This is a genomic window from Streptomyces sp. NPDC003042 (assembly GCF_053591315.1).
The window spans coordinates 1-13,058 of the sequence record NZ_JBSFTP010000051.1; the positions used below are offsets into that span (position 1 = coordinate 1).

The window sequence follows — 13,058 nt, forward strand, 5'->3', positions numbered from 1 at the left end:
GGCGTTGATCGCGAAGACCTTGTCGTAGTCCTCCTCCGACACTTCGTGAATCAGGCCCGGACCGGCGATGCCGGCGTTGTTGACCAGGATGTCCACCCCGTCGGCGTGCTCGTCGAAGGCCTTCCACAGCGCGTCCGCGTCACCCGGCAGCCCGAGCTCGGCACGGATCGCGAAGGCCTTCCCGCCCGTCGCCTCGATCGTGTTCACCGTCGCCTTGGCCGCCGCCTCGTTCCCCGCGTAGTGCACGGCGACGCGGGCGCCCTCGGCGGCCAGCGCCAGTGCGATGCTCCGGCCGATACCGCGGCTCGAACCGGTCACCAGTGCCGTCTTGCCGTCAAGCTTTCCCATGGCGGGGCTCCCTCTTGCTCTCGTTCGCTACGTCGCTTCGTCCTCGCCGGTCGCCTCCCTTGTGGCCCCGACGTGATGTCAGAGTGCGGGCGGGCGCCTCGGATCCGGCTCGGGTTCTGTTACGGCCCTGTTCGGACCCCGGATACGGTGACCGCATGCGATTCGGGGTGCTGGGCCAGCTGGGCGTGTGGACGAGCGACGGAACACCCGTCAGGGTTCCCGAACTGAAGGTACGGATCCTGCTGGCCTCCCTCCTCGTCGAGCCCGGACGCCCGGTCGCCACCCACCGGCTGATCGACGACCTGTGGGGCGAGGAGCCCCCCGGCAACCCCACCCGCGCCCTCCAGGCGAAGGTCTCCCAGCTGCGCCGCGCCCTGGACGAGGCCGAGCCCGACGCCCGCGACCTGGTCGAGTCCGTGGCCCCCGGCTACGTCCTGCGCACTCCCGACGGCACCCTCGACAGCGCCGCCTTCGCCTCCCTGGCCGCCCGCGCCCGCGCCGCCACGCAGCCGCAGGTGCGCGCCGCCCTCTTCGCCGACGCCCTCGCCGTCTGGCGGGGCCCCGCCTTCGCCGGCTTCGAGCAGGAGCCCTTCGCCCGCGCCGCCGCCAACCGCCTGGAGGAGGAGCGGCTCGTCGTACGGGAGGAGCACGCCGAGGCCCGCCTGGAGTTGGGCGAGCACGCGCAGCTCGTCGGGGAACTCGCCGAGCTCGTCGAGCGGCACCCGCTGCGCGAGCGGCTGCGCGCCGCGCACCTGCGCGCCCTGTACCGCGCGGGCCGCCAGAGCGAGGCGCTCGCCGGGTACGAGGACCTGCGCGCCCGGCTCGCGGACGACCTCGGCCTCGACCCCAGCCCCGCCCTGGCCGCCCTGCAACGGGCCATCCTCACCCAGGACCCCGCCCTCTCGGCCCCCGCCGCTCCTGCGCCCGCGCCCGCCGGACCTGCCACCGAAGCCCCCGCCCCCCGTACCAATCTGCCCGTCGCCCTCTCCCCGCTGCTGGGCCGCGACCAGGAGGTGGCGGCGGTGCGTGAACTCGTCGCCACCCGCCGCCTGGTGACCCTCACCGGCCCCGGCGGCGTCGGCAAGACCCGCCTCGCCGTCGAGACCGCCACCGCCCTCGACCCGAATGCCTTCCGCGACGGCATCTGGCTGGTCGAACTCGCCGGCGTCGGCGCGTCCGGCGGCGCCGCCGGACGCCCGCCCCACACCCCCGGCGCCCGGTCCGCCGAGGTCGCCGAGGCCGTCGCCACCGCCCTCGGTATCCGCGACGACGCCGCCTGGGGCCTGGTGCCCGCCGAACGGCAGCGCCTCAGCCCCGGGCAGCGCCTGGCCGCGACCCTGCGCGACCGCGAGCTGCTCCTCGTACTCGACAACTGCGAGCACCTCGTGGACGAGGTCGCCGAACTGGCCGAGCTGCTCCTGCGCACCGCACCCTGCCTGCGCATCCTGACGACCAGCCAGGAGGCCCTGGCACTCGCGGGCGAGACCCTGTGGACCGTGCCCACCCTCGAACTCCAGGCGGCCGTCGAGCTGTTCACGGCCCGCGCCATCGCCACCGCCCCCGGCTTCGCGCTCCAGGCCGACAACCGCGAGACCGTCGAGGCGATCTGCGCCCGCCTCGACGGCATCCCCCTCGCCCTCGAACTCGCCGCGACCCGCGTCCGCGCCCTCGGTGTGCGCGGGGTCCTGGACCGCCTCGACGACCGGTTCCGCCTGCTGAGCTCCGGCCGGCGCGGCGCCCCCGCCCGCCAGCAGACACTGCGCGCCGTCATCGACTGGAGCTGGGAGCTGCTCGGCGCACCCGAACGGGCCGTGCTGCGCCGCCTCGCCGTCCACGCCGAGGGCTGCACGCTGGAGGCGGCCGAACAGGTCTGCGCGGGCGAGGACATCGACCCCGCCGAGGTGCTCGACCTGCTGGCCCGCCTCGTCGACCGCTCCCTGCTGGCCCTCACCCACACCCCGGCCGGTCCCCGCTACCGGCTGCTGGAGTCGGTGGCCGCGTACTGCGCCGAGCGCCTGGCGGAGGCCGGCGAGTCGCAGCCCGTCCGCGCCCGCCACCTCGCCCACCACCTGGCCCTCGCCGAGAGCGCCGCGCCCGGCCTGCTCGCCGCCGACCAGCAGGCCTGGCTGGAACGCCTCGACGCCGAGGCCGCCAACCTCCGCGCGGCCCTCGCCCACGCCCTCGCCGCCGCGACCACCCCCGAGACCGTTGACGGCATTGACGGTGCCTCCCCCGCCAACCCCGACCCCGACCCCGCCACCGCCACCGCCGCCCTGCGTCTGGTCTGCGCCCTGTCCTGGTACTGGGTGCTGCGCGGCCGCATCGGCGAGGGACGCCGCTCCCTGGAGGCGGCCCTCGCCGCCCCCGGCGGGGCCGCGCCCGCGCTGCGCGCCCGCGCCCTGGTCCTGCGTACCGGCTTCGCGATCATGGCGGGGGAGGGCTCCGACCGCGCCGCCCGCATCCGCGACTCCCTGCGTCCGTACGAGGACCAGGAGACCGGCACCGCCCACGACCTCGCCCGCGCCCGCTGGTTCCTGGCCCACGCCCTGTGCGGCACCGGCGACCTCACCACCGGCCGCGACCTCACCGAACAGGCCCTCAAGGGCTTCACGGCCGCCCGGGACGACTGGGGCACGGCCGCCGCCCTCGCCGACCGCTCCGCCCAGCTCCTCCTCAAGGGCGACCTCGCCGGAGCCGCCCGCGACGGCGACCGCAGCGCCGCCCTCTTCGCGGAACTGGGCGACGGAGCCGCCCGCCTCTGGTCGGTCTACCCCCTGGCCATGCTCGCCGAGATCCACGGCGACTACCCCGAGGCGACCCGGCTGCGCCGCGAGGCCCTGGACATCGCCGAGAGCCTGGGCCTGACCACCCAGGCCGCCGACCTGCTCTCGGGCCTGGGCCGTGGCGCCCTGCTCACCGGCGACCTCGACGCCGCCCGGGACCTGCACGAACGCTCCCGCAAGTTGGCCGCCGAACAGGGCTTCCAGGCCGGGGAGATCAACGCCGTGCTCGGCCTCGGCCTCGGCGCCCGCCGCTCCGGGGACCTGGACGCAGCCGAGGCCCACATGCGCCGGGTCCTGGACTGGCACCGCTCCGTCGGCCTCGACGGGGCCAACGCCCTGGTCCTGGCCGAGCTCGGCTACGCCGCCGAGCTGCGCGGCGATGCCGAAGCCGCCCTCGCGCTCCAGGAGGAGAGCCTCGCGATGGCCCGTACGACCGGCGACCCGCGCGCCCTGGCCCTGGCCCTCGAAGGGCTCTCCGGCGCCCACGCCCTGGCCGGCCGCCCCGCCACCACGGCCGCCCTCCTCGGCGCCGCCGACGCCGCCCGCCGTTCCGCCGGAGCCCCGCTGCCCCCGGCGGAACGCGCCGACGTCGACCGCATCACCGCCGCGGCCCGCGCCGCCCTGGGCCCCGAAGCCTTCACAACCTCCTTCGCCGAGGGCGCCACTCACACCCCCGCCACGGCATACGCCCTGATCACCGCCGGCTCAGGCGCTGCGGCAGCCCGGCCCGGGGCGGGGGGAGGGACCCCCTTGTGAAGGCGGCCCTCCGGCTTCGGAGCGGTGACCTCGACAGCCTCACGCGTCGAGGTGGATGGGACCGGCGGGCTCGGAGCGGAGGTGGTGGCGGAGGTGGGCGCGGAGGGTGGGGAGGGGGCTGGTGGCGCCGAGGCGGCGGAGGAAGTCGGCTGTGTCCCAGGTGATCAGGCCACCCTGGCGGGAGAGGTAGAGGCGCACCCGGTCGATGCCGAACTGGTTGTCGTAGTCCAGCAGGAGGTAGCCGGCGAGCTGGTAGATCTCCTCGCGACCCAGGCGGCGGGGGTCTTTGGTGGCTTTGCAGTCCAGCAGGCAGCCGCCCACGATGAAGTCGGCGTCGGCTCCGCCGAGGTCGGCGCTGCCGGTGAAGACCGGGCCGCAGATCCGGGAAGCCTGCGGCAGGGCGCGGAAGGGGGCGAAGGGGGCGTGCGCCAGCCGCATCTGCTGGCCGATGTCGTCCAGGACGTACGGGGGGACCGCCGCGGTGAGGTCGTCGAGGCAGGTGCCGGGTGTGGCCGCGCTGAGGAGGCTGAAGCGGCGGATCTCCCCGGTGCGGGCGATGTCCTCGAAGAAGCCGGCGACGAAGCAGAGCCGGGTGAGGGTCTCGTCGTCCAGGCCGCCGCAGGTGCCGATGGTGGCCAGGAGCTGTTCGCCCGCGCTGTGGAGGGCCTTGCGGGATTCGCCCTCCGGTGCTCCGCGCGGCGGCACGGCGGCGTCGAGGAGCATGACGCCCGCGTCGACGGCGGGTCCGAGGGCGGCCCAATGGGGATACCGCACGTCGATCGGCTGGACGGGGTGCGGAAGCCGTGCGACGTAGGCCTGGTAGTCGCCGACCAGGTTCTGGCTGTACGGGAGATGGGCGGCCATGAAACACGAGATCGGTGAGGAGTCGTACTTGAGCTGGCCGGACAGGCTCAGCTCGGCCGGCGGGCTGCCTGCGGCGGTGCCGTTTGGCCCGCTGTCGCCATGGTGGTTGCGTAGCCGTCGATCCAGGCGATGCCTTCGGTGTCGAGCAGGTGGCGGGCGCGGGTGACCGCGACGTAGATCAGACGGGCTTCGCCGGGGTTCAGCGGGCCCGGCCTTGTCCTGTTCGGCGTACTCCTGAACCTCGTCCCAGGAGGAGAACAGGAACAGTTCGGGGTGGCTGGTGCGACGGCCGGCCTTGAGCTCCAGGGCGGCCGTCGCGGTGCGCTGAAGGGCGCTGCCTCCGCCGGTGAGCGCGACCGGTATGCCGAGTTCGAGGTAGGACAGCACTTCGCTCATCGCGTCCGCGTTGCCCCGGCACAGCACTGCCCGCGGATGGGGCGCGTCCCCGACGCGGGAGTGGGAGCCGTGGCCGGTGAGCCGCATCTCCGATCCGGCGTGGGTGAGCCAGCGGTTGACCACACCGGCGATGGCGGGGCCGAATCGGAAGGACTTGGTCAGGCGCAGCTGCTCGGCCGGGAAGCCGGTCATCACATCGCGCGCGTTGCGCCAGCCGTAGATCTGCTGGGCCGGGTCCCCCACGCATACCCGCTGCGCCTCCTGGGCGAGGAAGACCTCCTCCAGAACCGGGTTGGTGTCCTGGGCCTCGTCCAGCCCGGGTCGTCCAGGCCGTTGATCGGCTCCATGTGGCGGGCCATGACCTGCCGGTCCGTGGTGTAGCAGAACGTGCGGACCATGCCCATCACCAGGCGCGCCTGCTGGGGGACTTTGATGTCGCGGGAGTTGACGGGGAGGTCGTGGGTGATGCCGAGGAGACGGGCGGTGTGCCGGGCCGACATCCGCGCGGAGGCGTTCAACCGTTCACGGTAGAGGTGGCCCACGGCCTTGAAGGCCAGGGAGTGGGCGGTGCGGCAATCCACGTTGCGGCCGAAGCGCTCCCAGGCGTCATCGGCGATCGCGCGATTGAACGCGATGTACAAGCCGCGTTTGCGGGTGGCCGCGCCCATGGGGATCAGGGTGGAGGTCTTGCCCGTCCCGGCACCCGCGACGAGTGCCAGGTCCCGGCCGACGGCGAACACCTCGCGGGCTGCCCACTGCTCCTGCGTCGGCTCCATGGCCATGGTTCCTCTCGGCAAGGGCGGCTCTCCATGTACCGCGATCCCGGCTGCTGCGAGGCAGAGGGCAGGTTGCCGCCTCGGGAGCTGTAGCAGCGACCGAGGACGCCTGGACACCCGGTCGAGGCCGAGTGCCGGGGCGGCTGCCCGGGCACTGCGAGGTCTCGGGTCCGCTCCGGCCTGCTGAGCCGGGTCGGTCCCTCCCTCGGTACCCCCTCCCCCGACAGGGGACTGAAGCGCCGTGGAAACGCTTCGGTCCCTGTCCCTTCAGTCACTGCGTAAACCTGCAGTTCAGGGGCCCGGGCCGCAGCTTCCAGGGACTGAAGGGACTGAAATCGCTAGTTATAAGCTAGATATGGATATGCAGTACTACTTACGCGGGCGCATACACACACGCATGTAAAGGCTGGAAACAGCGATTCTGAGTCCCTTCAGTCCCTGAGGCTGGACGGAGAGGGCTGTGACCTGCATGTTTGTCCAGGGACTGAATGAGGAGGGACTGAACGGGATCTGGCGGGTTCAGTACCTGTGGGCTCTTGGTCCGACTCAGGGGCCGGCCTCGAGGCGTTCGCGGGGTGCAGGGACCGAACGGACGCGGGGACGGTGGACAGCCGGGGCCTCCACCGGTCGGCAGAGTTCCTCGGGAGGAGGGGCAGGGCGTCCCGGAAGGAGGCTGAGGCGGTGTCTTCCGCGTACGGCACGCGGCCGAGACACGCCCGGGCGTTCACCCGCCGGGAAGGAGGAACCTTTCCGGATGAACCGGGTTAGAAGTTCAGGCGAGTGAGGGACTGAAGGGACTCAACTCTCGATACAGCGGTCATCCCATCCTGAGGCGCCGCAGTCTCTGGGGTAACCTCCGAGATAGTGAATCTTCAGTCCCTCTGGTCCCTGGGGCGTGGGGTGAAGGTGCACGTCAGAGAGCCGCCCCGGAGCCGGAGGTTCCGTTCCTCACGATGCGTCAAGGAAGAGCCAGTGCCCGTCTATTCCGAGAGCCCGCCACAAGCAGTGAGTGGCGGGACGGCACTGGACGTGGCGATCTGGATGGCCCTGCGCGGTTACCCGGTGCACCCCCTGGCGCCAGGGACCAAGACGCCGGCCCCGAACTGCCCCGACTGCCGGAGCGCTCAGCACTCTCCGCAGGAGTGCCCCTGTCACTCCCGAGGAGGCTGGTGCCACGGCTTCCACGCGGCCACCACGGAGCTCCGTACGGTGCGGCAGTGGTGGCAGGCGGAGCCCGACTTCGGCATCGGAGTCTCCTGCGGCCCTGCCGGGCTCGTGGTCGTCGACGTCGACACCCACGCCGCGTCCCTGCCCGACCGGCAGCGGCTGCTGCCGGGTATCCCCATCGACGAGCGTGTCGACCTGACCGGACTGCAGAGCGGATTCGACACCTTGGCGCTCCTGGCTGCGTACCGTTCCCGGCCCAACCCCTGCGAGGACACGTCGACGCTGCGCGTCCGTACGCCGTCCGGCGGGATGCACATCTGGTACAGGGCGCCCGAGGACGGTCCGGGCTTCCGGTGCTCCAGCGGTTCGAGCTCCAAAGCCGCGCTCGCCTGGCAGGTCGACGTACGTGCCGTCGGCGGCTACATCGTGGCGCCTACGACGCGCACCGCCACCGGCGTGTACGAAGCGCTGCCCGGAGCCCGGCTGCCCGCGGCGCTGCCGATGTGGCTGACCGCCGAGCTCGCCCGCACCGGGCACACCGTGGAGAGGGGCCCCAGGGCCCCTGAGACGCCCTCAGGCGGCCTTGTGGCGCGCCCGGACGCTCTGCGGCCCCGGGAGGCCGGACGGCGCGTCCTGGCCGCGCTCCTGGACGAGGTGCGCGCCTGCGGAGCCAGCCCTGCCGGAACGGCTTTCAGCGAGAAGCTCAACCGGGCGGCCTTCACCGCTGGAGGGCTGGCCGCCGCGGGCCACCTCACCGCCGGGGAGTGCCGCGGACTGCTGCTCGAAGCCGCGGACCAAGCCCGACCCCACCAGCCGCGCCGGAACGTCCTCATCGTCGAAGCAGGGCTGCGTGCCGGAAGCGACCGACCGATCCATCCCAAGGAACGCCCATGAGCAGCGCCGGAAGCACGGGGTTCAACGCCCAGGCAGCGGCGGAACAGCTCGCCGCGTTCACCACGGACACCACGCAGACCTCTGACACCGCCGCCAAGCCCGGCCGCCGCCTGCCCGCCCAGCAGAGCGGAAGTGCGGCGGCTGCCGCCCCCGCCAACGACTTCATCTCGGCCGGCCTGTTGCGCAACCTCACCGACCGCGGCAACGCCAAGCTGTTCGCCCACCTCCACCACGACCGTTTCCGGCACGTGGAGGGACTCGGCTGGTACGTCTGGGACGAGTACAGGTGGAAGCGCACCGGCGGGGAGAAGGCCGCGATCTGGGCCGCCGGCGACATGGCGGAGGAAATGCCCACCAACGACCCGCGCGGCGACTTCACCGACCGGGAACTGGCCCAGCACCGCAAGCGCGCCATGTCCACCTCAGGCGTCAAAGCCATGCTCACCCAGGCCAAGGCATCGCCCGAACTCGCCTTGGATCCGGACACCCTGGACGGCGACAAGTACGCGCTGTGCACCCCGGCCGGGGTCGTGGACCTGCGCACCGGCGATCTGCACAAGCCCGACCCCACCCGCGACCTGCACTCGCGCGCCACCCACCTGGCTCCCGAGGCCATGCCCACCCCCCGGTTCCACGGCTTTCTCCAGCAGACCTTCGGCGACGACGACAAGGGCAAGGAGATGATCAACTTTCTTCATCTCCTGCTCGGCTACTCCATCACCGGTGACGTCGGCGGCCAGGTCCTGCCCTTCCTCTACGGCGTCGGCGCCAACGGAAAATCGGCCCTCCTCGACGTCGTCATCAAGATCCTCGGCGACTATGCGGACGTGGCCCCGCCCGGCTTCCTCATGGAACGCGGGAAGTTCAACGAGCACTCCACCGAGCTGACGGAACTCCACGGGCGGCGCCTGTTCGTCTGCAGCGAGCTCAAGCCGCACGACAAATTCGACGAGGCCCGCGTCAAGCTCCTCACCGGCGGCGACCGCCTCAAGGCCCGCCGCATGCGGCAGGACTTCTTCAGCTTCGAACCGACCCACAAGCTGTGGCTGCTGGGCAACCACCGCCCGGAAGTCGGCACGGGCGGCCACGCCTTCTGGCGCCGGATCCGGCTGATCCCCTTCGAGAAGGTCGTCCCCGACCACCGCAAGATCGACAACCTGGCGGAGGCACTCGTACAGGAGGAGGGCCCGGGCATCCTGCACTGGATGATCCAGGGAGCCAAGGCCTATCTCGCGACCAAGCCGGCCCTGACCGGGCCCAGCGTCGTCCGTACGGCCACCCAGGCCTACGCCACCACCGAGGACCACATCGGGCGGTTTCTCGCCGAATGCTGCACCACCGGGATGGACCTGCCCGATCCCCGGGATCTCAAGGTGGAACAGGGAGCCCTCTACCGGGCTTACAGTGCGTGGTGTCTCGACGGCGAGGGCCTGCGCCCCGCCACCACTCGCGCGTTCGCCACACGTATCCGCGCCGAGGTCGGCGTTGCCTCACCCAGTGAGATGCTCCGTTCGAACGGGCAGAAGTTCTACCCCGGCCTGGCCCTCCTGGCCGACGAAGAGCAGACGCTGCGTGACGTGAACAGGGCCAGCGCGACGTGACTGGGCGACGTGTGCCCCCGCCCCGAGGTGGGCACGCCTACGATGGACAAGGACGATGAACAGACCCACCAGTCGGCGGTGGCCTGCAGGGCCCTGCCGTATACCGGTATCGGCGCCGCTCGCGGCGTGGAGGAACCAGGGGCCCGGAAGGGCCGACGTGAACGAGGAAGGACCCAGGCCATGAGCTCGCTACTGACAGCAAGCGATCTCACCCACGAGGACAAAGTGGTGTGGCTGGAGGACCCCGAAGGACTCGATTACGTGCGACAGGCCCTGGACAAGACGCCCCGCCGCCGGGGGAAGCCGCGCTACCACCGTGACGGGCGCATGATCGGCTTCACCGAGCTCGGTGACACCGCGGAAGCGGACCCCGACAGCGGCCTGCAGAAGCGGCGCGTCTTCTACCTGTTGCCGCACGACCGGGACGCCGAGCCTGGGGGCCTCTACCGGGAGGGCGCGCCGGGTGAGGCCGTGGACCCGCGCACGATCGGGCCCAGGCAGGTCGGCAGGAAGACCGAGCGCTCACAGCGAGGGCTGTCCACCACGCCCACAGTTGCCTGATTCGGTCACTTCAGTCCCTTTGGTCACTCCGGTCCCTGTGGTTGCGTTCAGGGGCCCCGCTGGCTTGCCCCGGCTGTCTCGTGGCTGGAAAGCGTCTGAAGGTGATGGCGGATTTCAGTCCCTTCAGTCCCTTCAGCCCCTGCGGTCCGGGGCGGAGGTCAGCTCGCGCCGGCGCGTGCCTAGAACGCGAAGTCGACGTAGTCGATGTCGGTGAACTCGACGAGGAGGGACGTGGCGCGGGCGCCGTTGTCCTTGAAGTAGATCTCCTGGAGCGCCTCGGCCGCGATGTGCCGGAGTTGGGCCTCGGTGGCGCCGGTGTCCTGGGCCGTGAAGAGACGGCTCGCGTAGAGCGGGGGCAGGTGCTGGGTGATGCGGCGCATGCGGCCGTCGTCGGTGGTGCCGGGGGCCGCGGTGAAGCCGAAGCGGGCGCGGGTCTCGATGACCAGGCCGGTGGTGGTCGCGGCCTGGTCCCGGGCACGCTTGCGGACCAGGGGTTGCCAGCGGCGGCGTACCTCGGTTTCGAGGCGGGCGGCGAGCTCGGGCTTGGGCTGCTTGATCTGGTTCTTGACGTAGCGCTCGACCGTGCGCTGGGAGATGCCGAGGGCTGCTGCTACCGCTCTGGTCGATTTGAGCTGCTTCACCAGGAAGCGCGTCTGGGCGCCCGCCGACTTGGGAATGGGGCGGGTGAAGTGCTGTTCGTCGGCCTTGGTCAGGCTGTCGGAGATGTCGGACATCGGGGATTACTCTCCGTCTGCTGCGGCGTCGTGGCCCTTGATGTGGCGGGCGGGGTTCAGGCGTTCGTCGAGCATCCGCACGGCCCAGAGGAGGGGTTGGGTGCCCTCGTGCTTGACCATGCCAGGGCTGACGCCGAGGCGGAAGCCGCCGGGGAGGGGCTTGCCGTCGGCGGTGCGGGGGAGGAAGTCGAGCGGGCTCGGGCCGTCTGAGAGGTAGACGGCGCAGTCGGAGAGGACGGCTACGGGGTGCAGGCCCGATGCCGTCGCGAGCTTCTGCATTTTGCGGTGCATGTTGACGCGGGCCGTGGAGATGACGGCGGCGCGGATGTCGGGGCGCCAGGTGGGGCGCTCCAGGGCGGGCCAGGCTTCGCCGGGGCGGTAGCCGGCGCCCTGGGGACGTTCGCGGAGCTTGCCGATGCCGCCCTTGACGGTCGACTTGATGGCGGAGAGGACCGCTGTCGCGGTGTCCTGCCGCTCGTGCTCCTTGTATGCCGCCATGGCCTGGAGGTACTCGCCTTCCGTGAGGGCCGGGGTGACGCCGAGGTCCGCCATCGTGGCCATGTAGGCGTCGCGGAGGCGGGTGTACCAGGCGTCGAGGTAGGAACCGTTGTCCGGGCGGATCCAGGCCTCGGTGGGGCGGACGTCGTGGCCGAGCTCCTGGGCGTAGGCCAGCGTCGGGGTCGCGTACCAGGCCGGTCCGGTGGGGGGCTTGCCGTGGGGGGTGAAGGGGCTGGGGAGGCGGGGGTCCAGCTCGATGGCGGAGAGGTCCGCCAGCCAGCAGCCGGGGAGCTTGGGGTCGAAGCGGGGAGCGGTGGTGTGGGTCGCGGGGCCCAGGCCGACGGTCAGACGGTTGGAGGCCGCGGCGAACGCCATGTTCACGTCGATGCCGACGGCGTGGGTACGGGTGCACTCGGCGTCGGTGAGGAGCTCGGGGTCGCGGATCCAGTCGTAGGCCTCTTCGTCGAGGACCTGGTCCGGGGTGCGCTGGTGGGAGCGGGGGTAGAGCGCGGCGACCACCGGGTGTTCGTCTGGGGCCTCCGGGGGGGCCGGATCGACGGGGCGGGTGAGGGAGCCGGCGACCGGGGCGGACTCCCAGGTGTTGGTTTCGGGGTTGCGGGCGGCGCGGGTGGGGGGGCGCAGGGCCGTCATCAGTTCCAGGCCCGTGACGGCGGTGGAGCCGCGGGGGGTCAGGACGCGGGCCGCGTAGGTGGTGAGCAGCTCGGCGAGTTCGGGGGCGGGGAGGTCGGCTGTCTCCTCGCCCCAGGCGCGGGGGTCGAGGGCGCCCCAGGGGAGGATCGCGAGCTGGACGCACTGCCGGCCGGTGGTGGGGGTGGCCGGGCGGTAGATGCGGGCCCAGGGGCCGAAGCCGCGGCGGGTGAGTTGCCACTTGGCGCGGGTGAGCTGCTTCACGGTGGGGTGGTTGTCCGGGAGGCGCAGGGCGCGGCGGTCTTCGAGGGTGAGGGGGAGACCGAGGGCCTGCGTGGCGGCAGGCGTGAGGACGAGGAGGGGGTCGCCGTCCTTGCCGTTGCGGTGGAGGCGGGGGGAGCGGAGGTCGGCGTCGGGGCCGAGGGCCCAGGTGACGAGGGAGGGGAGGTCGGCGGTGGGGTGGGTGAGGACGAGGCCGCCGGCGGCGTGGGCCTGGCCGGTGCCGTCGAGGACGGCGAGGGGGCCGTTGCCTTCCAGGGGAGTGGGCTTGCGGAGCGAGGTCCGCGGCCGGGCCGGGTGGTGGGGGAGCGGCGCGGGGGCGGAAACGGCGTTGAGGGGGGAGGGGGTGGGGGTGGGGGGCTGGGGCGCCGTCTCGGGTCCTGGGTGCGGTGAGGTCTCGGGCGCTGCTTCTTCGGAGGGGGTGGGGGAGGGAGCGTTGACGGGGTCAACGCCGTTGAGGGGGTGGAGGGAGGCGAGGCCTTCGAGGAGGCGGGCGTAGGCGGCGCGCTTCGGGGGGCGGGGGGCCGTGCGGCCCGTTTCCCAGGAGGTGACCGTTTCGCGGCGGACGGACAGGGCCTTGGCGACCTGGTCCTGGCTCAGGCCGGCGGCTTCGCGCAGGCGCTTGCGCTCGTCGGGGGTGGGGAGCCTGTCCTGCGCGGCTGTTTCCTCGAGCAGGGCGTCGACCGCTGCGAAGAGCGTGGTCTGTTCGTTCATCTCGTTCATGGGAGCCTCCTGGTGCAGCCTATGTGAAGC

Annotated in this window: 9 protein-coding genes; 4 read left to right on the forward strand and 5 right to left on the reverse strand. The window is 72.3% G+C overall.

Annotation, left to right across the window (positions count from 1 at the left end; genetic code table 11):
- Nucleotides 1-348, reverse strand: a 348-nt coding sequence (locus ACWDYJ_RS23355) for an SDR family NAD(P)-dependent oxidoreductase (protein WP_451567534.1), incomplete at its 3' end; no start/stop codon positions are given.
- 155 nt (nucleotides 349-503) lie between these two features.
- Here ACWDYJ_RS23355 and ACWDYJ_RS23360 point away from each other — a divergent pair.
- The gene (locus ACWDYJ_RS23360; protein ID WP_451567535.1) at nucleotides 504-3,887 is read left to right on the forward strand and encodes a BTAD domain-containing putative transcriptional regulator; all 3,384 of its coding nucleotides are present in this window, start codon (nucleotides 504-506) and stop codon (nucleotides 3,885-3,887) included.
- 39 nt (nucleotides 3,888-3,926) lie between these two features.
- On the opposite strand, the gene ACWDYJ_RS23365 is transcribed toward ACWDYJ_RS23360, so the two are convergent.
- Nucleotides 3,927-5,432 carry a hypothetical protein gene (locus ACWDYJ_RS23365; RefSeq protein ID WP_451567584.1) on the reverse strand — a complete coding sequence of 502 codons (1,506 nt, stop codon included), beginning with the start codon at nucleotides 5,430-5,432 and terminating at the stop codon, nucleotides 3,927-3,929.
- A complete protein-coding gene (locus ACWDYJ_RS23370; RefSeq protein ID WP_451567536.1) occupies nucleotides 5,339-5,923 on the reverse strand; it encodes a hypothetical protein in 585 nt (194 codons plus the stop codon). Before ACWDYJ_RS23370 ends, ACWDYJ_RS23365 begins: the two co-directional genes overlap by 94 nt.
- Before the next feature lie 972 nt (nucleotides 5,924-6,895).
- Here ACWDYJ_RS23370 and ACWDYJ_RS23375 point away from each other — a divergent pair.
- The 3 genes from ACWDYJ_RS23375 (at nucleotide 6,896) to ACWDYJ_RS23385 (ending at nucleotide 10,146) form a co-directional block, all read left to right on the forward strand.
- The gene (locus ACWDYJ_RS23375; protein ID WP_451567537.1) at nucleotides 6,896-7,984 is read left to right on the forward strand and encodes a bifunctional DNA primase/polymerase; all 1,089 of its coding nucleotides are present in this window, start codon (nucleotides 6,896-6,898) and stop codon (nucleotides 7,982-7,984) included.
- Nucleotides 7,981-9,585, forward strand: a complete 1,605-nt coding sequence (locus ACWDYJ_RS23380; RefSeq protein WP_451567538.1) for a DNA primase family protein — start codon at nucleotides 7,981-7,983, stop codon at nucleotides 9,583-9,585. Before ACWDYJ_RS23375 ends, ACWDYJ_RS23380 begins: the two co-directional genes overlap by 4 nt.
- 180 nt (nucleotides 9,586-9,765) lie before the next feature.
- Nucleotides 9,766-10,146 (forward strand): DUF6009 family protein, encoded by a 381-nt coding sequence (locus ACWDYJ_RS23385; RefSeq protein ID WP_451567539.1) that lies wholly within the window; start codon nucleotides 9,766-9,768, stop codon nucleotides 10,144-10,146.
- Nucleotides 10,147-10,325: 179 nt separating this feature from the next.
- Here the strand turns inward: ACWDYJ_RS23385 and tpg are convergent, their stop codons facing one another.
- Both tpg and tap read right to left on the reverse strand, forming a co-directional pair.
- Nucleotides 10,326-10,880, reverse strand: a complete 555-nt coding sequence (gene tpg / locus ACWDYJ_RS23390) for a telomere-protecting terminal protein Tpg (RefSeq protein ID WP_451567540.1) — start codon at nucleotides 10,878-10,880, stop codon at nucleotides 10,326-10,328.
- 6 nt (nucleotides 10,881-10,886) lie between these two features.
- Complete coding sequence (gene tap, locus ACWDYJ_RS23395) at nucleotides 10,887-13,019, reverse strand: telomere-associated protein Tap (protein WP_451567585.1); 2,133 nt, start codon at nucleotides 13,017-13,019, stop codon at nucleotides 10,887-10,889.
- Nucleotides 13,020-13,058 lie beyond the last annotated feature (39 nt).